This window comes from Streptomyces sp. NPDC053560, from assembly GCF_044544605.1.
Taxonomy (GTDB): Bacteria; Actinomycetota; Actinomycetes; order Streptomycetales; family Streptomycetaceae; genus Streptomyces.
The window spans coordinates 224,022-245,163 of the sequence record NZ_JBITXI010000012.1 but is presented as its reverse complement, the minus strand read 5'-3'; the positions used below and the strand labels follow the sequence as shown (position 1 = coordinate 245,163).

The following is a 21,142-nucleotide window of genomic DNA, read 5'->3' as shown; positions in this document are numbered from 1 at the left end:
AACTCCGCCCCCACGAGGCCACGAGAGGAGCACCCGCCGTGCCCCCTGTCGAACCGCCTTCCGCTCCGGCCGACGCCCTCGCCGGTGCCTCCGCCGGTGTCTCCGTCGGTGTCGCCACCGATGCCTCCGCCGGTGTCCCCAGCCCCGGCGAGCCCGACCCCCGCGACAGCTCGGGCGACACCCTCGACCTCGTGCTGCCGCCCGAGCCGGCTGCTCTCGGTGCCCAGGACGTCGCGCCCCGGGTGCGGCCCGGTGATCCGGCGTCCGGGCCGCTGTTGGACGCGCTCGCCGGGTGGGGGCCCGCCGAGACCCCCGCCGGGCCCTTTCAGCTCGTACCGGTACGACTGGAACGCGACCTCCCGCTGATCTCCGGCTGGATGAACGACCCCGCCGTGGCCGCCTTCTGGGAACTGGCGGGACCGCCCGGCAGGACCGCCGCCCACCTGCGCACGCAGCTCGGCGGGGACGGCCGCAGCGTGCCCTGTCTGGGCGTACTGGCCGGCGTCCCCATGAGCTACTGGGAGATCTACCGCGCCGACCTCGACCCGCTCGCCCGCTACTACCCGGCCCGCCCGCACGACACCGGCATCCACCTGCTCATCGGCGGCGTGGCCGACCGCGGCCGCGGCCTGGGCGCGGCCCTGCTGCGGGCCACTGCCGACCTCATCCTGGACCACCGGCCCCGGTGCGGCCGGATCGTGGCCGAACCCGACCTGCGCAACACCCCCTCCGTGGCAGCCTTCCTCAGTGGTGGATTCCGTTTCGCCGCGGAGACCGACCTGCCCGACAAGCGTGCCGCTCTGATGATCCGCGACCGCGCGCTGCGCACCGTCCTGTGACCCGGCACCGGCCCCGGACCCCGGCCTCCTCCGGACACGCTCTCCCCGTATCAGCTCCCTTCGACAACGACCCGCTGCGAATTCCCTTATGCCGCTCACGCCGAGCCCCGAGGAGCCAGCCTTGTCACCGTCCGCCCAGCCCGCCCATACCGCCGGCCCCACCGACCCGTCGGACGTCACGGGCCCGACGGGTGCCGCCGACCGGTCCGGTCCGACCCGCCCGCCGGCCCCGGCCGGCCCGTCCGACGCCGCCTGGCGGCACGCCGCCCGCCGCCTCCTCGCCAAGACCCTCGCGGAACTGGCCTACGAGGAGGTCATCGTCCCCGAGCCGGACGGCACCGCCCCCTGCGGCACCCCGCGCTACCGCCTGACCCTCACCCCCGACGTCACCTACCGCTTCCACGCCCGGCGTGGCGCGTACGGCCACTGGCGCGTCGACCCGGACTCCGTCACGCCCACCGGCGACCCCCTGCATTTCCTCTTCCACGCCCACGAGACCGTCCTGGGCCTGAGCGGTGACACCACCGGCCACCTCATCCGTGAACTGACCGCCACCCTTGCCGCCGACACCCGCCTGGACGCCACCGCCGTCACCGCCGCCGAGCTGGCCGACCTCGGCTACGCGGCCCTCGAAGGCCACCAGACCGGGCACCCCTGGCTGATCGCCAACAAGGGACGGCTCGGCTTCTCCGCCGCCGACGCCGGACGCTGGGCCCCGGAAGCCCGCACCCCCTGCCGGCTGCCGTGGATCGCCGCCCACCGCGACCTGGCCCGCTACCGCGGCACCGGCCCGCTGGCCCTCCCCGACCGCCTGTACTCCGAAGAACTCACCCCCGAACTCCGCGACGCCTTCGCCCGCACCCTCACCGACCAGGGCCTCGACCCCGTCGATTACCTCTACCTCCCCGTGCATCCCTGGCAGTGGGACGAGACCATCGCCCCGCTCTTCGCCCCCCAGATCGCTGCCAAATTCATCGTCCCACTCACCACTGACAACGACCTCCGGCTGCCGCAGCAGTCCATCCGCACCTTCCTCAACACCAGCCGCCCGCACGCCCGCACGGTCAAGCTGCCGCTGTCCGTCCTCAACACCCTCGTCTGGCGCGGACTGCCCACCGAGCGCACCCTCGCAGCGCCCGCCGTCACCGCCTGGGTCCAGGGCCTGCGCGACGCCGACCCGTACCTCCGCGACGAGACCCGCGTGATCCTCCTCGGCGAGACCGCGTCCGTCACCGTCGAACACCCCCTGTACGACCGCATCCCCGGCGTCCCGTACCAGTACAAGGAACTGCTCGGCTGCATCTGGCGGGAGCCGATCAGCCCGCTGCTCGACCCCGGCGAGCGGGCCCGCACCCTCGCCTCGCTGCTGCAGACCGACCCGCAGGGCCGGGCCCTCACCGCCGAGCTGGTGCACCGCTCCGGCCTCGCGCCGCGCACCTGGCTGCGCCACCTCTTCGCCGCCCTGCTGCCGCCGCTGCTGCACTTCCTGTACCAGTACGGCACCGTCTTCTCCCCGCACGGCGAGAACGCGATCGTCTGTTTCGACCCGCACGACGTCCCCACCCGCCTCGCGGTCAAGGACTTCGTCGACGACGTCAACACGACCGACGGGCAGCTGCCGGAGCTGGCCGCCATGCCCGAGGACGTACGCGAGATCCTGCTGACCGAACCGCCCGCCTTCCTGACCCAGTTCATCCATTCCGGGCTGTTCGTCGGCGTGTTCCGCTATCTGGCGCCGCTGTGCGAGGAACAACTGGGCGTACCCGAGGGCGAGTTCTGGTCACTCGTACGGGCCGAGATCCTGCGCCACCACGAGCGTTTCCCGCACCTCAAGGAGCGGCACGCCATGTTCGACCTGCTCACGCCGGAGATCGAACGGCTCTGCCTCAACCGCAACCGTCTCCACCTGGACGGATACCGTGATCGCCCGCACCGCCCGCACGCCGCGGTGCACGGCATGATCCCGAACCCGCTGCACGCCCCCTGACACGACCGTGCGACCGGCCGCGGAGCGGCCTGGACCGGGCGGGGTGTCAGTGGGCCCGCGTAGGCTGGCAGCGCTATGACGAAGCCCTCCCTCCCCGAACTGCTCCATGCCGCCGTCACCGCCGTCGGCGGCACCGAGCGCCCCGGCCAGGTCGCCATGGCCGAGGCGGTCGCCGAGGCCGTCGACAGCGGCACGCACCTGCTCGCCCAGGCCGGCACCGGCACCGGAAAGTCCCTCGGCTATCTGGTGCCGGCGCTGGCGCATGGAGAGCGCGTGGTGATCGCGACGGCCACCCTGGCGCTCCAGCGCCAGCTGGTCGAGCGCGACCTGCCGCGTACGGTCGAGGCGCTGCATCCGCAGCTGCGCCGCCGCCCGCAGTTCGCCATGCTCAAGGGCCGGTCGAACTATCTCTGCCTGCACCGCCTGCACGAGGGCGTGCCGCAGGACGAGGAGGAGGGCCTGTTCGACCCCTTCGAGCAGGCCACGGCCACGAGCAAGCTCGGCAAGGACCTGCTGCGGCTGCGGGACTGGGCGGACGAGACGGAGACCGGCGACCGGGACGCGCTCACCCCGGGCGTCTCCGACCGGGCCTGGGGCCAGGTCTCGGTGTCCTCGCGGGAGTGCCTGGGCGCGTCGAAGTGCGCGTACGGCGCGGAGTGCTTCGCCGAGGCCGCTCGCGAGCGGGCCAAGCTCGCCGACGTGGTGGTCACCAACCACGCGCTGCTCGCGATCGACGCCATCGAGGGCGCGCCGGTCCTGCCGCAGCACGAGGTACTGATCATCGACGAGGCCCACGAGCTGGTCTCCCGGGTCACCGGCGTGGCGACGGGCGAGCTCACGCCGGGCCAGGTCAACCGCGCGGTGCGGCGGGCCGCCAAGCTCGTCAACGAGAAGGCCGCCGACCAGCTGCAGACCGCCTCCGAGACGTTCGAGCGGCTGATGGAGCTGGCGCTGCCCGGTCGCCTGGAGGAGGTCCCGGAGGACCTCGGGTACTGCCTGATGGCGCTGCGGGACGCCGCCCGTACGGTGATCTCGGCGCTCGGCTCGACCCGCGACAAGTCCGTCCAGGACGAGGACGCCGTCCGCAAGCAGGCGCTGGCCTCCGTGGAGAACGTGCACGCGGTCGCCGAGCGGATCGCGAACGGCTCCGAGTACGACGTGGTCTGGTACGAGCGGCACGACCGCTTCGGCGCCTCGCTCCGCGTCGCCCCGCTGTCGGTGTCCGGGCTGCTGCGCGAGAAGCTCTTCGACGACCGCTCGGTCGTGCTGACCTCAGCGACCCTCAAGCTCGGCGGCGACTTCAACGGCGTCGCGGCCTCGCTGGGCCTGGCCCCCGAGGGCACGCAGGGAGAGGACGTGCCGCCCTGGAAGGGCCTGGACGTCGGCTCCCCGTTCAACTACGCGAAACAGGGCATTCTGTACGTCGCGAAGCATCTGAACCAGCCGGGGCGCGAGGGCACCCGTACGGACATGCTGGACGAGCTGGCGGAGCTGGTGGAGGCGGCCGGCGGGCGGACGCTCGGGCTGTTCTCCTCGATGCGGGCCGCGCAGGCCGCCGCCGAGGAGCTGCGCGGCCGGCTGGACGTGCCGATCCTGCTGCAGGGCGAGGAGACGCTCGGCGAGCTGATCAGGGCGTTCGCGGCGGACCCCCGTACGTGCCTGTTCGGGACCCTGTCGCTCTGGCAGGGCGTGGACGTGCCCGGGGCGAACTGCCAGCTGGTCGTCATGGACCGGGTGCCCTTCCCGCGGCCCGACGACCCCCTGATGAGCGCCCGCCAGAAGGCGGTGGAGGAGGCCGGCGGCAACGGCTTCATGGCGGTCGCGGCGACGCACGCGGCGCTGCTGATGGCGCAGGGCGCGGGCCGTCTGATCCGCGCTTCCGGGGACCGCGGCGTGGTCGCCTGCCTCGACCCTCGGGTCGAGCGGGCGCGGTACGGCTCGTTCCTGCGCGCCTCGATGCCCGGCTTCTGGTACACCACCGACCGCAACCAGGTCCGCCGCTCCCTGGCCGCGATCGACGCGGCCGCCCGGGCGGTGGAGGCGGAGGCGTCCGAGAAGGCCGGTACGGCCGCTGAGGCGGCTGCGGACGACGCCGAGGAGCCCGCGTCGGCGGACGCGTAACCGAGGCCGGAGAGGCCCCGCTGAGCCGGCGGAGAGGGCACTCCGGACGCCCGCCCCTCGCCCCGCCGACGGCCCCGGGCGTGTGCGGTCGACGGTCCTTGACGCACGCCGCCCGGCGCCCACGCAGGACCCGCACACGCGGGCCCCGTATACCGATCGGTACACGGGGCCCGTTGCGTTCACCGCGGTCGGCTCCGGGGAGCGGTCTGCTCCGGGGGGAGACGCCGCGGGGCGGTCGTGGTGCTCAGACGCGGCGGAGGACCGCCACCACCTTGCCGAGGATGGTCGCCTCGTCGCCCGGGATGGGCTGGTACGCGGCGTTGTGCGGGAGCAGCCACACATGGCCGTCCTCGCGCTTGAAGCGCTTGACCGTGGCCTCGCCGTCCAGCATCGCGGCGACGATGTCGCCGTTCTCCGCGACCGGCTGGCGGCGGACCGTGACCCAGTCGCCGTCGCAGATCGCGGCCTCGACCATGGAGTCACCGACGACCTTCAGCACGAAGAGCTCGCCGTCGCCCACCAGCTGCCGGGGGAGGGGGAAGACGTCCTCGACGGACTCCTCGGCGAGGATGGGGCCACCGGCGGCGATCCGGCCCACCAGCGGGACGTACGACGCGGCGGGCTTGCCCGTGGTGTCGGCGGTGGCCGCGGCCGGCTGGTCGGAGCCGCGGACCTCGTACGCACGCGGCCGGTGCGGGTCGCGGCGGAGGAAACCCTTGCGCTCCAGGGCCATCAGCTGGTGCGCCACCGACGACGTGCTCGACAGCCCCACCGCCTGGCCGATCTCGCGCATGGACGGCGGGTACCCGCGGCGCTGGACGGAGTCGCGGATGACCTCGATCACCCGTCGCTGCCGGTCCGTGAGACCGGAGCTGTCCGCGCGGATTCCTGGGGGGCGACCGGGCAGCGAGCGCGCCGGCTTCTGGCCCTCCGGGTTCATCGTGGCCTCTTCCATGGGTGCTTTCTGTGCCGGCTCGAAGCGGCCCTGGGAGTGGCTCTGTGCGGCGATGATGGCGCTGTCTGCGGTGGTGGTCACGTCGGCCCCTCTCGGAATGTTCTCCCTAGTTAGCCAACGGTAGTTGCTTTCGAAAGGTTGCGCCAAACACACGTTCGAGTGAAAATTCGCGGATTAGCTGACCTGATCAGGGGATCGGGTGTATAGCCGACAGGCGTCCGAAAGGCGATAACGGGCATTACGGTACCGTTCCGGCCGGGAATTCTCCCCGGCGGGTACCTGTTCCGTCAGTGGTTCCGCGGCGATCACGACGCGCCGCCGTGACCTGCCCAAGTCTGTCATTGCCGCCCCTCGGGAGCGGCCGCCGGGGGGTCTCACGTACGCTCGTGGCTGCCGCGCCGCCGCGACACGCGGTGTGTGCATTTTCTCGCCCGGCACCACATGTAGTGCTTGGATGGGCGACAGCCACCAGACGTTGTGGTCCATGGTCTTCTTCGGCCTGTGGATCGCCTATGCTTGTGGTCGCTCCGGAGGCCCCCGTTCGGGCCCTGTCCGGGCTATTAGTCGTACGTCGGATGACGTGGCGTACGTCCGTTTTCGAGGGTGAGGAGGGTGAAGCCATGCACTGCCCCTTCTGCAGGCACCCCGACAGCCGGGTCGTGGACAGCCGCACCACCGACGACGGCACCTCGATCCGCCGTCGCCGGCAGTGCCCCGACTGCTCCCGGCGGTTCACGACGATCGAGACGGCGTCACTCACGGTGATCAAGCGGAGCGGGGTCACCGAGCCCTTCAGCCGTGACAAGGTCATCGCAGGCGTGCGCAAGGCGTGCCAGGGCCGGCCGGTCACCGAGGACGCGCTGGCCAAGCTCGGCCAGCGGGTCGAGGAGGCGGTCCGCGCGACCGGCAGCGCCGAGCTGTCCACCCACGACGTCGGGCTCGCGATACTGGGCCCGCTTCAGGAGCTGGATCTCGTGGCGTACCTGCGCTTCGCGAGCGTGTACCGGGCGTTCGATTCGCTCGATGATTTCGAGGCGGCCATCGCGGAGCTGCGTGAGCAGCGGCCGCCCTCGCAAGCCTGCGGGAACTGCGGGGAGGCCGAGAATTCGGCGGTCCCCGTGCCCGCCCCCGCCGCCGACTGAGTCGGCGCGCGGCCCAGACCTCGCCGGAGCTGAGCAGGAGCCCCGGCGCAGCAAGACATACACCGTGCCACGGGAAGAAGTGTGCACATCAGGGCGTTTACGCCCGTACAGGGAGGCGGCATGACAGAGACGACGAGCGGCCCGGCGCGAGGCTCCCGCAAGGGCAGCAAGGCGAGCAAGGGTCTGCGTATCGAGCGCATCCACACCACCCCCGGCGTGCATCCGTACGACGAGGTGGCGTGGGAGAGCCGTGACGTCGTCATGACCAACTGGCGCGACGGCTCGGTCAATTTCGAGCAGCGTGGCGTCGAGTTCCCCGACTCCTGGTCGGTGAACGCGGTCAACATCGTCACAAGCAAGTACTTCCGTGGCGCGGTCGGCTCCCCGGACCGGGAGAAGAGCCTCAAGCAGCTCATCGACCGCGTGGTGAAGACGTACCGGAAGTCCGGCGAGGAGAACGGATACTTCGCTTCCCCGGCCGACGCCGAGATCTTCGAGCACGAGCTGGCTTACGCGCTCCTCCACCAGATCTTCAGCTTCAACTCGCCGGTCTGGTTCAACGTCGGCACGAAGCAGCCGCAGCAGGTCAGCGCCTGCTTCATCCTCTCCGTCGACGACTCCATGGAGTCGATCCTCGACTGGTACAAGGAAGAGGGGATGATCTTCAAGGGCGGCTCCGGTGCCGGCCTGAACCTCTCCCGCATCCGCTCCTCCAAGGAGCTGCTGTCCTCCGGCGGCAACGCCTCCGGCCCGGTCTCCTTCATGCGCGGCGCCGACGCGTCCGCCGGAACGATCAAGTCGGGCGGCGCCACCCGCCGCGCCGCCAAGATGGTCGTCCTGGACGTGGACCACCCGGACGTCGAGGCCTTCATCGAGACCAAGGTGAAGGAGGAGGAGAAGGTCCGCGCGCTGCGCGACGCGGGCTTCGACATGGACCTGGGCGGCGACGACATCACGTCCGTCCAGTACCAGAACGCCAACAACTCCGTCCGCGTGAACGACGAGTTCATGAAGGCGGTCGAGACCGGTTCGAAGTTCGGCCTGCGCGGCCGCATGGACAACGAGGTCATCGAGGAGATCGACGCCAAGGGTCTCTTCCGCAAGATGGCCGAGGCCGCCTGGGCCTGTGCCGACCCCGGCATCCAGTACGACGACACCATCAACCACTGGCACACCTCGCCGGAGTCGGGCCGGATCACCGCCTCGAACCCGTGCAGCGAGTACATGCACCTGGACAACTCCTCGTGCAACCTCGCCTCGCTCAACCTCATGAAGTTCCTGCGCGACGACGACAAGGGCAACCAGTCGTTCGACGCGGAGCGCTTCGCCAAGGTCGTCGAGCTGGTCATCACCGCGATGGACATCTCCATCTGCTTCGCGGACTTCCCGACCGAGAAGATCGGTGAGACCACCCGCGCCTTCCGCCAGCTGGGCATCGGCTACGCCAACCTCGGCGCCCTGCTCATGGCCACCGGCCACGCGTACGACTCCGACGGCGGCCGCGCCCTCGCCGGTGCCATCACCTCCCTGATGACCGGCACCTCCTACAAGCGCTCCGCCGAGCTGGCCGCGGTCGTCGGCCCGTACGACGGTTACGCCCGCAACGCCGACGCCCACAAGCGCGTCATGAAGCAGCACTCGGACGCCAACGGCGACGCCAAGCGCATGGACGACCTGGACACCCCGGTGTGGGCCGCGGCCACCGAGGCCTGGCAGGACGTCCTCCGCCTCGGCGAGAAGAACGGCTTCCGCAACGCGCAGGCCTCCGTGCTGGCCCCCACCGGCACCATCGGCCTGATGATGGACTGCGACACCACGGGCGTCGAGCCGGACCTGGCCCTGGTCAAGTTCAAGAAGCTCGTCGGCGGCGGCTCGATGCAGATCGTGAACAACACGGTCCCGAAGGCCCTCAAGCGCCTGGGTTACCAGCCCGAGCAGGTCGAGGCGATCGTGGCCCACATCGCCGAGCACGGCAACGTGATCGACGCGCCGGCCCTCAAGCCGGAGCACTACGAGGTCTTCGACTGCGCCATGGGCGAGCGCTCCATCTCCGCGATGGGCCACGTCCGCATGATGGCCGCCGCGCAGCCCTTCCTCTCCGGCGCGATCTCCAAGACGGTCAACGTCCCGGAGTCGGCCACCGTCGAGGAGATCGAGGACGTCTACTTCCAGGGCTGGAAGCTCGGCCTGAAGGCGCTCGCGATCTACCGCGACAACTGCAAGGTCGGCCAGCCGCTCTCCGCCAAGAAGAAGGAGGAGGAGAAGAAGGCCGAGCCGGTCGCCGAGAAGAAGGTCGTCGAGTACCGCCCGGTCCGCAAGCGTCTCCCGAAGGGCCGTCCCGGCATCACCACCTCCTTCACCGTCGGCGGCGCCGAGGGTTACATGACGGCCAACTCCTACCCGGACGACGGCCTGGGTGAGGTCTTCCTGAAGATGTCCAAGCAGGGCTCGACCCTCGCGGGCATGATGGACGCCTTCTCCATCGCGGTCTCGGTGGGCCTCCAGTACGGCGTGCCGCTGGAGACCTACGTCTCGAAGTTCACCAACATGCGCTTCGAGCCGGCCGGCATGACGGACGACCCGGACGTGCGGATGGCGCAGTCGATCGTCGACTACATCTTCCGCCGCCTGGCGCTGGACTTCCTGCCCTTCGAGACCCGCTCGGCGCTCGGCATCCACTCCGTCGAGGAGCGGCAGCGTCACCTGGAGACCGGTTCGTACGAGCCGGCCGAGGACGAGCTGGACATCCAGGGCCTGGCCCAGTCGGCGCCGCTGACCCCGGCGACGTCCGCGCCGACCTCCACCGAGGAGGTCGTCGAGGAGACCGCTGCGCCGGCCCCGAAGCAGGCGCACACCAACGCGGAGCTGGTCGAGATGCAGCTCGGCATCAACGCCGACGCCCCGCTGTGCTTCTCCTGCGGCACGAAGATGCAGCGCGCCGGCAGCTGCTACCTCTGCGAGGGCTGCGGCTCCACCAGCGGCTGCAGCTGACGATGAGCCCCTCCGGGGCTTGAGGCGACCGCCGAGGGCGGTGGTGGCGAGGTCTCGCCGCCACCGCCCTCGGCGTTTCCCGCAGCAGGCATCAGCCCACGGCGGGCCGGCGTCCCATCCACGAGGCGAACTCCTCGGGGTCGCCGCCGAACCCGCGGACCCCGCTCTTGAACCGCCACTCGCCGTCGTCGTCCCGCACGAATTCCGCGACCACCGCGGCCGTGGAGCCGGCGACCGCACCGAAGTCGTCCTTGGCCAGCTCGTCATAGCCCTCGAGGACGCGGACCACCGTGTTCGCTATGTCGCCGAAGGTCCGGCCGCCGTTCCGCTGCTGAATGGCGACGCCCACCACCACCCGACCGTACCGGTCCGCCAGCCGCGAGAACTCCAGCGTCATGGCCTCGTCCACGCCGAACCCCTGGCCGGTCCTGCTGTCCCGGTTCAGGGTGATGGTGCCGTCGGGGGAGCGCTGGTCGAAGTGCACGAGGTAGTCGGGCTCGCCGCACACGGAGTCCTTGAGGTACGTCGCGGCGATGATGTCGAGGTCGTTGGCGGGCTCACCCTGGGGGCTCGGGTCCCATTTCAGCGTGACCTCGGCCTTGTCGATCCCCTTGTTGAGACTGCTCACCGGTCTTCCCTTTCTCGGACCTGGGCACCGTGGCCGGAGCCGCCCGTCTGCCGCCCGTCTCCGCCCGTCTTCCGGCGGAGACCGCTCCGGCGGCCAACCACCGGCTGCTTCCCCAGACTTACCCAACCTGCTGCTTCACATGAGTCACCCATGCTGCCACGGCGGTGCGACACGCAGTGCGGTGATTTGCCCGGAGCGTAACGGCCGCCGCTGACAACCGCCGGGCGCGCGGGGGCGATCGGGACGTACGCCGGAGCCCGAAACGGAACGTGCGCCGGAACTCCGGTCGCCGTACACGTGAGTTGAAGTGTGCGTTCTGTGACGCGCAGTAACGCGAGGGACACCAGGGCCGTACGATGGCGCGGTGCTGGTCAAGTGGATTCGCTGCACCGTGGTGGACCGTCGGGGGTTCGAGCGGGGGCAGCGCAAGTGGGCGGGGCTGCTCGGCGAGCCGGGCTTCCGAGGGCAGGGCGGCGGGTGGAGCCGCACCCGGCCCGGCGTCGCGCATCTCGTGGCTTTCTGGGAGAGCAGGGCGTTCTACGACTCGTTCATGGCGAGATCGCACGACCGCCTGGCCGCCGCCCAGACCGGCACGTACAAGAACGGCCAGACCCGGCTCTTCGAGCACGAGCTGGACGTCAAGGTCGGCTTCAGTCCCGTCTTCGCCGACGCCGACGTGCTGCGGCTCGCCTACTGCCAGGTCAGGGCGGACCGCGTCGATCACTACAAGCTGATGCAGGAGAAGGTCTGGAACCCCGCGATGGCGGGCTCTCCCGGGATGCTGCGCGGTCTGCTGGGGCGCGCTCCGGGGGAGGAGTTCCTGGTCCTGTCCCTGTGGCAGTCGGCGGCCGAGCGGGGCAAGTACCGCCCGGAACGGCTGGAGCGGCTGGCGCTGAGGGCCCAGTTCGCCGCCGATGTCGCGGGCGTCACGGGCGATGTGGTCGACCTGGAGCCGTCCTGGACGGTCTGAGCGCCGCGGGCGGCCGGTGCCACAGCGGACCGCTCGTTCCGCGGAGCGGATCGGCGCCCCCGCGGGCAGCCCCGTCCGGGGAGCGGATCGGCAGGTGCGCCCGTCCTCACTCGCCCGTCGTGAACACTCCCGCCCGGGCCGCCGCCAGGGTCACCGCCACGGCCTGCTCGGTGTCCTGCTCGTTCAGCCCCTCGCGCGTGATGAACAGCCGGAAGAAGAGGGGGGCCGCGAGCGCGCGCACCAGCGCGCCGGCGTCGAGGGCCGAGCGGGGGCCGGGCAGGTCGCCTCGCGCGACGGCGCGGTCCACGATCGCCTCGCAGCGGGCGAACCTTTCCGTGTAGTACGCGCGCAGCGCCGCCGCGGCCTGCTCGGAGGGGAAGGCGGCGGCGATCACGGCGGAGCTGGGCGCCGCGGTCGTGGGGTCGGTGAACGACTGCAGCACCTCCGTCGCGAGGGCGCGCAGGTCGCCGTCGAGCGAGCCGGTGTCGGGCGGGGTCCAGCGGTCCTCGCCGGCCAGGTCGAGGGTGTCGGCGATCAGCCCGTCGACCCCGCCCCAGCGGCGGTACAGCGTCGTCTTGTGCACGCCGGAGTGCTCGGCGACGTACTCGACGGTGAGGCCGGAGTAGCCGTGTTCGGTGAGGCCGGCCAGCACGGCGTCGCGGACGGCCGTCCGCGTGCGGGCGGTGCGGCCACCGGGCCGCCGGGTGCCCGGCTGGGCGGTGCCGGCGTCCCGCCCGGTCTTCGCGGTCTCGTCTTCGGCAGGCAAAGACTACTCCAGTTGCGTTAGTGGTTACGGTGTGTCATCATGGGCATCGTAACGCAACAGCAGTTGCGTTACGTTCGCTCGGCCGCCCGGTGCGGCCTCGGGGGAGGCGACGATGTTCATTCGGTTCTTTTCGGTGTCCGGGCTCGGCTGGCTGTGGGTCCGTGGCGCCCCGGGCGTGGTCCGTCGCCGCGTTTTAGGCTGGCGGCATGGCACGCCCCCGACGCATCGTCCTCATCAGACACGGAGAGTCCGACGGCAATATCGACGACACGGTGTACGAGCGGGAGCCGGATCATGCCCTGAGTCTGACGGAGCGCGGCATCAAGCAGGCCGAGGAGGCCGGCGGGCGGCTGCGGGCCCTGTTCGGGAGCGAGCGCATATCCGCGTACGTCTCTCCCTACCGCCGTACGCACCAGACGTTCCAGGCGCTCGGCCTGGACAGCGACCTGGTCCGCGTGCGCGAGGAGCCGCGGCTGCGCGAGCAGGACTGGGGCAACTGGCAGGACCGCGACGACGTACGGCTCCAGAAGGCCTACCGCGACGCCTACGGCCACTTCTTCTACCGCTTCGCCCAGGGCGAGTCGGGCGCCGACGTCTACGACCGGGTCGGCGCCTTCCTGGAGAGCCTGTGGCGCAGCTTCGAGGCACCGGACCACCCGCCGAACGTCCTGATCGTCACGCACGGGCTGACCATGCGGCTGTTCTGCATGAGGTGGTTCCACTGGACCGTCGCCGAGTTCGAGTCGCTGTCCAATCCGCACAACGCCGACCACCGCACCCTGCTGCTGGGACCGGACGGGCGGTACCGCCTCGACCGGCCCTTCGAGCACTGGTGTACACCGCAGTCCTACGGCAGCACCGGTTAGAGTGCACTCGATGACCGCCGATCACCGTGACGCAGAGCGCTTCGCGCGGGCCCTGGAGAGCCTGCGGGGGCTCGCCGTGGGCGACGCCCTGGGGTCCCAGTTCTTCGTGCCCGCCCACTACCCCGCGCTCAAGAGCCGTGTCCTGCCGCCGGCTCCCTGGCGGTGGACCGACGACACCGAGATGGCGGCCTCCGTGCTGGCCGTGCTGACCGAGCACGGCCGCATCGACCAGGACGCGCTCGCCCACTCCTTCGCCGAGCATCACGACGTGGACCGGGCGTACGGCCCCGCCGTGGACCGCCTGCTCCGGCAGGTCCGGGAGGGTGAGGACTGGCGCGAGCTGGCCTCGGCGCTCTTCAACGGCCGGGGATCCTGGGGCAACGGCGCGGCCATGCGCATCGCCCCGCTGGGCGCCTGGTACGCCGACGACCCCGAGCAGGCCACGCACCAGGCGGAGATCTCCGCGTACGTCACCCACCAGCACCGCGAGGCGGTCGTCGGGGCGATGGCGGTCGCGGCCGCCGCCGCGGTCGTCGCCGGCCCGGACCGCACCACCGGCCCCGAGGCGCTGCTGGACGCCGTCCTGGAGCTCATCCCGCGCAGCGCCGTCCAGGCCGGGCTGCGCCGCGCCCGCGACATGCTCGACTACGGCGACGCGAGCACCGTCGCCGCGGTGCTCGGCTGCGGCCGGCGGACCACGGCGCACGACACCGTGCCGTTCACCCTGTGGGCCGCGGCGCGGCACCTCGGCGACTACGAGCAGGCGATCTGGACCACGGCCCGGGCGGGCGGCGACGTGGACACCACCTGCGCGATCGTCGGGGCCATCGTGGGCGCAGGGCCGGAGGGCGCGCCGCCGCAGGAGTGGCTGGAGCGGACCGAGGACCTTCCGTCCTGGATGCCGGCCCGTCCCGCCTGACGCCCGTACGGCGTACCCTTGACATCCCCGGCACCACCGGGCCCGTAGGTCTGCCGTGCGCAGGGCCGGTGCCGGGCCGGGACCGACGGGGTGCGGCGGCCGGAGGGGTCCCGGGCCCGCCGGCCAGGACGGTGCCGGCGAGTCGGTGACAATGAGCCGGTGATGTCGAACCGGTGTCGGCGAGTCGGTGACGTTGAGCCGGTCGCATCGAGCCGGTCGCGTCGAGCCGGTGATATCGAGAAGAAGAAGTGGCGGCAGCAGGTCCGTGATGTCACGGGCCGGTGGCCGTCGTCCGAAGGTCAAGGGCATGCGTACGAAGTCCCAGGGGGCACCGCGCGAAGGTCTTCCGCACCCCGTTCCGGAGGGTGCGGGTACCTCCCGTGCGGGACGAATCGCACGAGGGGTACCCGCGGTGCGAGCCGTCGGTGGGCGGGGGCGTACTCTGTCTGGCGCCATGCCCTACGAGCCCCCTACGCACACGGTCGAGCGATCGCTGCGCGCCACCACCGGCGCCAAGATCATCGCAGGAGTGGACGAGGTCGGGCGCGGAGCCTGGGCCGGCCCGGTGAGCGTCTGCGCCGCCGTGACCGGACTGCGCCGCCCGCCCGACGGACTCACCGACTCCAAGCTGCTGACCCCCAAGCGCCGTGACGAACTCGCCGCCGTGCTCAGCGACTGGGTCACCTGCCACGCCCTCGGCCACGCCTCCCCCGAGGAGATCGACGAACTGGGCATGACCGCCGCTCTGCGGCTGGCCGCCGTTCGCGCGCTGGAGGCCCTCCCCGTACGGCCGGACGCGATCATCCTCGACGGCAAGCACGACTACCTCGGCGCCCCTTGGAAGGTCCGTACGGTCATCAAGGGCGACCAGTCCTGCATCGCCGTCTCCGCCGCCTCCGTGATCGCGAAGGTGCGGCGCGACGCGATGATGGCCGAACTGGGCCTGGAGCACGGGCACTTCGGCTTCGCGGACAACGCCGGTTACCCCTCGCCGGTGCACCGCGCCGCGCTGGAGGAGTGGGGGCCGACGCCGCACCACCGGGTGTCGTGGTCCTACATGGACGCGCTGCCCCGCTGGCAGCACCTGAAGAAGGTGCGTGTCACCCCAGAAGCATCCGCTCTGGAGGCCGGTGGCCAACTCGGCTTCGACTTCTGAGCGGTTCGGATGTGAATCCGGTACCCCCTGACATGTTCCGTACCTACGTTTGATAGACATCACTTCATGCCTCTCATCCCCGAGGAGCCTCAGATTCACGAGAGTGTCCCGGGTCCCCGCGCAACTCCGGCCGCCGGCCGCACCGCGTCGACCCCCCGTCCCGTACCTGGTCCCGGCCCCCGCCCCGCGCCTCCGCGCGGCGCTCCCGCGGCCAGTGCCCGCCCCGGTAAGCCCGGCCCGTCCCGCGGACCGGCCGCCGCTCCGCCTCCGCAGCGCACGGCTCCCAAGTCGTCCGCGCCGGGTGCCGCCGCCGCTGCCGAAGCGCAGTTGCAGCTGATCCCCGCGCCGGCCGACGGTGCCGTCGACGCCGCCGACGAGGCGGTCGACCTGCTGCTGGACTCCGGACGTGACCCGAGCGAGGTGCTCGTCCTGACCACCGGCGAACGGCACCCCTGGGCCGCGCACGAGCTGTCCTTCGGCGAGGCGTCCTACTGGGCGCAGCACGACGCCGGGGACGATGTCTTCTACGCGGCTGCCGACGCCGACCGTGCCACGGGCCGCCCCGTGGTCGTCGTCGCGGTCAACGGCGGTTCGGACGAGGCGGTCGCCAAGGCCCTGCCCGCCGCCATGGCCCGGGCCGGCGCCCTGCTGGTGGTCTGCGGTGACCCGCAGCGCATCAACGCCCTCATCGGGGCGTCGGCGTAAACGAGCCGGCTCGGAGCGACCCGGACCGGTCAGTTACGGCCGCCGGGCTCGCTCCGTACCGCCCGCCGCCCGTCACCCAGCGGTGCGACCGCTTCCGGCCGCGCCGGACTCCCGGGCCCGCCGCCGGTGGGACGCCCTCGGTGACGACGGCCCGGTGTCCATGGCCCGGTGTCCGTACGGTCAGCGGGCCGCCGTGCGCCGGTGGGCCTCCGCCGAGCCGCCTCCCGAGCGCCGCGGCGCTCCGGCGGTGACACCGCCGTCGTGCCGTCCGCTCGGTGCCGGCGGCCTCCCGGCCGGTCCCGACAGCCGAGGCTGTTCCGGCCGCGAGCCGATGTACGGGCGCCGCCCGCCGGGGCCTTCACCGAACACCTGCCAGCCGTCACGCGTCAGCGTGATGTACGGGCCGCAGCGCAGCCCGTGCAGCGTGCAGGCGTCGCGCAGCCCCCACATCCAGGCGCCGTCCGCCTCCGTCCACAACGGCTCGCCGTCGCGGCAGTAGAGCAGCACGGCCGTCCGTACCGGTGCGCGCAGCCGCAGATCGTGCGGGGTCACCCGGCGCAGCTGCGCCAGCAGTGCGTTGCGGAACTCCCAGCCGTCGGGGGCGTCGGTACGCAGGACGAAGGACGCGCTGGCCGTCACCCGTTCCCCGGCGTCCAGCACCGCGATCACGGCGGTGGAGGGGCCGGGCAGATGCCGGTCGTGGAGGCCGGTGACGACCTCACGCGCGTTGCTCAGCACGGGAATTCCCGCCGCGGCCCATTCGGAGGGCTCCAGCATGCGGCCCAGCCTGGCGGCCGACGTGGCGGAGGAAGGCGGGGACGCGGTCCGGGGCGGAGTGATGCCGAAGGTCACGGTCCTCCCTTCGTCGACGCGGCGGTGCCGGGGCGGCCGGGCGCAGCGTCGCACCACGACACACCCCTTGGAGCCGCGGACGGCTGGAATGGGGAAGCACCACGATTCTCGCGGTCGTACACGCTTGCGGCAATGCAGAATGCGCCGCGGCGTTCCGGAGTCGTCGGGGTGCGTCCCCTTCATCCTTCCCGCTCAGCAGTCCGGCGAAGCCCACACCGCCGCACCGGCTCCTCGCGCACAACGGGCACCGGCGGAAACACCGTTCCCGGCCGGACGCCCGCCGCCCCCGTACGGACCGCTCCCGGTGCGACGGACCGAACGCCCGGCGCGGACGGACCGAACGCCCGGCGCGGACGGACCGAACGCCCGGCAGCCGTGCCGTCGGCAGCCGTGCCCCGGCAGCGCCGTGCCGGTCAGCTCTGCACGGCCAGCACCAGCGGCAGGACGCCGCCGGCCCCCGCCCGGCGCAGCAGCCGCGCGGCCACCGCCAGTGTCCAGCCGGTCTCGGTCGCGTCGTCCACGAGCAGCACCGGGCCGTCCGCGGCGGCCAAGGCCTCGGCGAGCGGCGGCGGTACGGTCAGCGCCCCGCTCAGCGCACGCAGCCGCTGCGCGCTGTTCGACCGCGGCAGATGCGCGTCGTCAGCCCCGGCCGCGTACGCGATCGAGCCCAGCAGCGGCATGCGGCCGATCTCCGCGACCCGGGCACCGAGGGACTCGATCAACTGCGGCCTGGTGTGCGACGCCATCGTGACGACCCCGACGGGCCGCGCGACCGCGTCCGGATCGCCGCTCGCCCAGCCGCCGGGACCCTTCGCCCAGTCGGCCAGCACGCCGACCACCGCGTCGAGCACGTCGGCGGGCACCGGGCCGTCCGGGGCCTGCGGGGTGAGGAGCGGACGCAGCCTGTTGCCCCACCCGATGTCCGAGAGCCGGCCGAGCGCCCGCCCCGCGGCCGCCTGCTCGCCCGCCGGGATGCGTCCCTTGAGGTCCACGCCGATCGCCGGCAGCCCCGTCGGCCACATGCGCCGGGGCTCCACGACGACGCCCGCCCGGCCCAGCTCGCCGCGCGCCGCGTCCAGCGCGGCGGGGGAGACGTCCGTGGTGAACCGCGGCCCCGCGCAGTTGTCGCAGCGCCCGCACGGCGCCGCCCCTTCGTCGTCCAGCTGACGCTGGAGGAACTCCATCCGGCAGCCGGACGTCGCGGCGTACTCGCGCATGGCCTGCTGCTCCGCCTCGCGCTGGCGCGCCACCCAGGCGTACCGCTCGGCGTCGTACGTCCACGGCTGTCCCGTGGCGGTCCAGCCGCCCTTCACCCGCCGGACCGCGCCGTCCACGTCGAGGACCTTGAGCATCGTCTCCAGGCGGGAGCGGCGCAGCTCCACCAGGGGCTCCAGCGCGGGCAGCGACAACGGCCTCTCGGACCGGGCGAGTACGTCGATCGTCCGGCGGACCAGCTCCTCCGGCGGGAAGGCGATGGACGCGAAGTACTCCCAGATCGCCTGGTCCTCGCGGCCGGGCAGCAGCAGCACCTCGGCGTGCTCCACACCGCGGCCGGCGCGGCCCACCTGCTGGTAGTACGCGATGGGGGAGGAGGGCGAGCCGAGATGGACGACGAAGCCCAGGTCGGGCTTGTCGAAACCCATGCCCAGCGCGGACGTGGCGACCAGCGCCTTGACGCGGTTGCCGAGCAGGTCCTCCTCGGCCTGCTGGCGGTCGGCGTTCTCGGTCTTGCCGGTGTACGAGGCGACCGGGTGCCCGCACTGCCGCAGGAAGGCCGTCACCTCCTCGGCGGCGGCCACCGTGAGGGTGTAGATGATCCCGGAGCCCGGGAGGTCGTTCAGATGCTCGGCCAGCCACGCCATGCGGTTCGCGGCGTCGGGCAGCCGGAGCACGCCGAGGCTCAGGCTCTCGCGGTCGAGCGGGCCGCGCAGCACCAGCGCGTCGGAGCTGCCGCCCGTGCCGAGTTGCTCGGCCACGTCGGCCGTCACCCGGGCGTTGGCCGTCGCCGTCGTGGCCAGCACCGGGACGCCCGGCGGCAGGTCCGCGAGCATCGTGCGCAGCCTGCGGTAGTCGGGGCGGAAGTCGTGGCCCCAGTCGGAGATGCAGTGCGCCTCGTCGACGACGAGCAGGCCGGTCGCCGCGGCGAGCTTGGGCAGTACCTGGTCGCGGAAGTCCGGGTTGTTCAGCCGCTCCGGGCTGACCAGCAGCACGTCCACCTCGCCCGCTGCCACCTCGGCCTGGACGGTGTCCCACTCCTCGGTGTTGGAGGAGTTGATCGTCCGCGCGCGGATACCGGCGCGCGCGGCCGCCTCGACCTGGTTGCGCATCAGCGCCAGCAGCGGCGAGACGATCACCGTCGGCCCGCTGCCGCGCTGCCGCAGCAACGCGGTCGCCACGAAGTACACCGCCGACTTGCCCCAGCCCGTGCGCTGCACCACCAGGGCCCGGCGATGGTCGGCGACCAGCGCCTCGATCGCCCGCCACTGGTCCTCGCGCAGCCGCGCCCTGCCGGTGTCGTCGCCGACGAGGCGGGCGAGCACGGTGTCGGCCGCCGTGCGCAGAGTGGTGTCGTTCGTGTCGTCCATGCGTCCATGCAAGCGCATGGCACCGACAACCGGCGAACCGCCACCGTTCTCACGCGCCGGACAGATGCCGGTCCCCGAGGACGCCCCGCAACGGCGGAACGGGCAGGGTGGCGAGCGGCGAGCCGGGCGCCGCGGTCAGCTCGGCGGTCACGGCCCGCCAGGCACGCAGCAGCCCGGCGGCGCGTTTCCGTTCCGCGGGGCGTGGTGAGCCGACCTTCAGGCGGGGGCCGGCGGGCGAGGGCGGCGCCGAGAAGTGGTGGACGCCGGTGTCGGGCGCGTACCAGGAGCGCAGCAGCCAGCCGGCCGGCGGCGCCGGCGGGCCGACGTGGTCGAAGACGAAGAGGGGTTCGCCGGGGGCGTCCGGGGCGGTCAGCACGCCGGGCGCGACGATCTCCGCGCGCGCCGCTCCGGGCACCTCCCAGTACGCCATGAGGGCCTCCCAGGCCCGGTACGCGATGCTGTCGCGGTTCGCACCGGGCTGCGCGGGTGGACGGGGCTTCGTGGGTGGACCGGGCCGCGCGGGCGGACCGGCCGGCCGGTCGGCGGATGCCGGAGAGGGCCGGCCGGTGCCGGCACCGCCCGCCGCCGCGGCGATCTCCGCCAGAAGCTGCCCGGCCCGCGGTGCGAAGGACCGGGCATCCTCGCAGGTCAGGCGCAGTTCCGGCCCGTCCCAGGCGGCGGTCAGCTCGGCCGTGACGCCCGCGGACCGCACGACCTGCCCGTAGGTACCGGTGTGCCAGCCCGCCGGCGGGCGGTCCCGGCCGGTCAGCACCCGCGAGACACCGACGGCCAGGTCGGCCGCCGCGGTGTGCGGGGCGATGACGTGCAGGCGGAGCCGTCCGCCGGGGTGGTTCCGGGCTGCTCCGGTCATGTCCGCTCGCTTTCGGTCGCGTCGGTGCGGGCCGGGGTGGTGCGGCGCCATGGATACGCGGTGGGCCACCGCCCGAGGACGTCCGGCGGCACCGGCCCGCCCTGGGTGACGACGGCCGCGACGGCCGCCGGGGTGCCGTCGCGCGACGGCAGCGGTGCCGTACGGCCGTGCCAGGGACGCGGCCCGTGCCCGGAGATGCCGCGCAGGGCCACCCCGCCGCCGGGAGCGAAGCCGAGGCGGACCTCCCGCGCTCCGCGGTCCAGGCCCCGCCCGGTCGCCTTGACCGACGCCTCCAGCAGCGTCCACGCGGGGAAGAACGCGGTGGGTGCGGCCGCGGCGGGCAGCGCCGGGTACACCGTGGCGAGCACGCTCAGGGCGGCCGGTACGGGCCGCAGCCGCTCGATGTCCACCCCCAGCGGCCCGCTGCCGGCCACGCCGACCAGCAGCAGGGGGCCGGACCGGGACCAGCTGACGTGCAGCCCCGGGTGGTCCGGCAGATACGGCTTGCCCAGCGGCGTGTACGCGAGGCGCAGTTCCGCGGGCGGCACCCCCAGCCACCGGCCCAGCAGGTCCCGCACCGCCAGCCGGGAGCGGCGGAACCGGCGGGCGGCGGTCGCGTCCAGGAAGGCCCTGCCGCGCCGTTGCTCCTCCTCCGTGAGCCGGGCCCGGCCGGGCGGCGCGGGACCGCCGGCCGGGATGCCGCCGGCCGCGGTGCTCCCGGTCGCACCGGCCGGCCCGTCCCCGTCCAGGTCCACGAGCCACACGTCCACGGCTCTCTCCTCCTTCCGT

The 21,142-nt window shown here is 72.7% G+C and carries 17 protein-coding genes; 10 read left to right on the top strand and 7 right to left on the bottom strand.

Going from position 1 to position 21,142, the window contains the following annotated elements:
* Window positions 1-38 precede the first annotated feature (38 nt).
* The 3 genes from ACIGQF_RS28120 (at window position 39) to ACIGQF_RS28110 (ending at window position 4,947) form a co-directional block, all read left to right on the top strand.
* Entirely contained in the window at window positions 39-839 is an 801-nt protein-coding gene (locus ACIGQF_RS28120; RefSeq protein WP_399715624.1) for a GNAT family N-acetyltransferase, read from the top strand.
* A gap of 88 nt (window positions 840-927) precedes the next feature.
* Complete coding sequence (locus ACIGQF_RS28115; RefSeq protein ID WP_399715621.1) at window positions 928-2,826, top strand: IucA/IucC family protein; 1,899 nt, start codon at window positions 928-930, stop codon at window positions 2,824-2,826.
* Between the two features lie 75 nt (window positions 2,827-2,901).
* On the top strand, window positions 2,902-4,947 hold the full coding sequence (locus tag ACIGQF_RS28110; RefSeq protein ID WP_399715618.1) for an ATP-dependent DNA helicase: 2,046 nt from the start codon (window positions 2,902-2,904) through the stop codon (window positions 4,945-4,947).
* A gap of 244 nt (window positions 4,948-5,191) precedes the next feature.
* On the opposite strand, the gene lexA is transcribed toward ACIGQF_RS28110, so the two are convergent.
* Window positions 5,192-5,983, bottom strand: coding sequence for a transcriptional repressor LexA (gene lexA / locus ACIGQF_RS28105; protein WP_399715616.1), 792 nt, complete (start codon window positions 5,981-5,983; stop codon window positions 5,192-5,194).
* 539 nt (window positions 5,984-6,522) lie between these two features.
* Between lexA and nrdR the strand changes: the two genes are divergently transcribed.
* Window positions 6,523-7,044 (top strand): transcriptional regulator NrdR, encoded by a 522-nt coding sequence (gene nrdR, locus ACIGQF_RS28100; RefSeq protein ID WP_361563041.1) that lies wholly within the window; start codon window positions 6,523-6,525, stop codon window positions 7,042-7,044.
* Window positions 7,045-7,164: 120 nt separating this feature from the next.
* Window positions 7,165-10,035 carry a vitamin B12-dependent ribonucleotide reductase gene (locus tag ACIGQF_RS28095; RefSeq protein ID WP_361563039.1) on the top strand — a complete coding sequence of 957 codons (2,871 nt, stop codon included), beginning with the start codon at window positions 7,165-7,167 and terminating at the stop codon, window positions 10,033-10,035.
* Window positions 10,036-10,126: 91 nt separating this feature from the next.
* Here the strand turns inward: ACIGQF_RS28095 and ACIGQF_RS28090 are convergent, their stop codons facing one another.
* Window positions 10,127-10,663, bottom strand: a complete 537-nt coding sequence (locus ACIGQF_RS28090; RefSeq protein ID WP_399715612.1) for a TerD family protein — start codon at window positions 10,661-10,663, stop codon at window positions 10,127-10,129.
* A gap of 364 nt (window positions 10,664-11,027) precedes the next feature.
* Between ACIGQF_RS28090 and ACIGQF_RS28085 the strand changes: the two genes are divergently transcribed.
* Window positions 11,028-11,633, top strand: a complete 606-nt coding sequence (locus tag ACIGQF_RS28085; RefSeq protein WP_361563035.1) for a YdbC family protein — start codon at window positions 11,028-11,030, stop codon at window positions 11,631-11,633.
* Window positions 11,634-11,739: 106 nt separating this feature from the next.
* On the opposite strand, the gene ACIGQF_RS28080 is transcribed toward ACIGQF_RS28085, so the two are convergent.
* Window positions 11,740-12,399, bottom strand: a complete 660-nt coding sequence (locus tag ACIGQF_RS28080; RefSeq protein ID WP_399715609.1) for a TetR/AcrR family transcriptional regulator C-terminal ligand-binding domain-containing protein — start codon at window positions 12,397-12,399, stop codon at window positions 11,740-11,742.
* 206 nt (window positions 12,400-12,605) lie between these two features.
* On the opposite strand from ACIGQF_RS28080, the gene ACIGQF_RS28075 reads away from it, so the two are divergent.
* The 4 genes from ACIGQF_RS28075 to ACIGQF_RS28060 all read left to right on the top strand — a co-directional run bounded on the left by ACIGQF_RS28075 (window position 12,606) and on the right by ACIGQF_RS28060 (window position 16,045).
* A complete protein-coding gene (locus ACIGQF_RS28075; RefSeq protein WP_399715606.1) occupies window positions 12,606-13,265 on the top strand; it encodes a histidine phosphatase family protein in 660 nt (219 codons plus the stop codon).
* 10 nt (window positions 13,266-13,275) lie between these two features.
* Window positions 13,276-14,184, top strand: a complete 909-nt coding sequence (locus ACIGQF_RS28070; RefSeq protein ID WP_399715603.1) for an ADP-ribosylglycohydrolase family protein — start codon at window positions 13,276-13,278, stop codon at window positions 14,182-14,184.
* 454 nt (window positions 14,185-14,638) lie between these two features.
* Window positions 14,639-15,340 carry a ribonuclease HII gene (locus tag ACIGQF_RS28065; protein WP_399715600.1) on the top strand — a complete coding sequence of 234 codons (702 nt, stop codon included), beginning with the start codon at window positions 14,639-14,641 and terminating at the stop codon, window positions 15,338-15,340.
* Between the two features lie 66 nt (window positions 15,341-15,406).
* Window positions 15,407-16,045: a hypothetical protein gene (locus ACIGQF_RS28060; RefSeq protein WP_399715598.1), complete on the top strand. Its 639-nt coding sequence runs from the start codon at window positions 15,407-15,409 to the stop codon at window positions 16,043-16,045.
* Between the two features lie 180 nt (window positions 16,046-16,225).
* Here the strand turns inward: ACIGQF_RS28060 and ACIGQF_RS28055 are convergent, their stop codons facing one another.
* The 4 genes from ACIGQF_RS28055 to ACIGQF_RS28040 all read right to left on the bottom strand — a co-directional run bounded on the left by ACIGQF_RS28055 (window position 16,226) and on the right by ACIGQF_RS28040 (window position 21,123).
* Window positions 16,226-16,897 carry a hypothetical protein gene (locus tag ACIGQF_RS28055; protein ID WP_399715594.1) on the bottom strand — a complete coding sequence of 224 codons (672 nt, stop codon included), beginning with the start codon at window positions 16,895-16,897 and terminating at the stop codon, window positions 16,226-16,228.
* Between the two features lie 413 nt (window positions 16,898-17,310).
* Window positions 17,311-19,482, bottom strand: a complete 2,172-nt coding sequence (locus tag ACIGQF_RS28050) for a RecQ family ATP-dependent DNA helicase (RefSeq protein WP_399715591.1) — start codon at window positions 19,480-19,482, stop codon at window positions 17,311-17,313.
* Between the two features lie 49 nt (window positions 19,483-19,531).
* Entirely contained in the window at window positions 19,532-20,353 is an 822-nt protein-coding gene (locus ACIGQF_RS28045) for a hypothetical protein (protein WP_399715588.1), read from the bottom strand.
* Window positions 20,350-21,123 (bottom strand): 4'-phosphopantetheinyl transferase family protein, encoded by a 774-nt coding sequence (locus ACIGQF_RS28040; protein ID WP_399715585.1) that lies wholly within the window; start codon window positions 21,121-21,123, stop codon window positions 20,350-20,352. The genes ACIGQF_RS28045 and ACIGQF_RS28040 overlap by 4 nt, the downstream gene beginning before the upstream one ends.
* Window positions 21,124-21,142 lie beyond the last annotated feature (19 nt).

Coding starts and splice junctions, on each gene's coding strand:
- ACIGQF_RS28115 (WP_399715621.1), top strand. CDS start 928: ATGCCGCTCACGCCGAGCCCCGAGGAGCCAGCCTTGTCACCGTCCGCC.
- ACIGQF_RS28110 (WP_399715618.1), top strand. CDS start 2,902: ATGACGAAGCCCTCCCTCCCCGAACTGCTCCATGCCGCCGTCACCGCC.
- nrdR (WP_361563041.1), top strand. CDS start 6,523: ATGCACTGCCCCTTCTGCAGGCACCCCGACAGCCGGGTCGTGGACAGC.
- ACIGQF_RS28095 (WP_361563039.1), top strand. CDS start 7,165: ATGACAGAGACGACGAGCGGCCCGGCGCGAGGCTCCCGCAAGGGCAGC.
- ACIGQF_RS28075 (WP_399715606.1), top strand. CDS start 12,606: ATGGCACGCCCCCGACGCATCGTCCTCATCAGACACGGAGAGTCCGAC.
- ACIGQF_RS28070 (WP_399715603.1), top strand. CDS start 13,276: ATGACCGCCGATCACCGTGACGCAGAGCGCTTCGCGCGGGCCCTGGAG.
- ACIGQF_RS28065 (WP_399715600.1), top strand. CDS start 14,639: ATGCCCTACGAGCCCCCTACGCACACGGTCGAGCGATCGCTGCGCGCC.
- ACIGQF_RS28060 (WP_399715598.1), top strand. CDS start 15,407: ATGCCTCTCATCCCCGAGGAGCCTCAGATTCACGAGAGTGTCCCGGGT.
- ACIGQF_RS28050 (WP_399715591.1), bottom strand. CDS start 19,482: ATGGACGACACGAACGACACCACTCTGCGCACGGCGGCCGACACCGTG.
- ACIGQF_RS28045 (WP_399715588.1), bottom strand. CDS start 20,353: ATGACCGGAGCAGCCCGGAACCACCCCGGCGGACGGCTCCGCCTGCAC.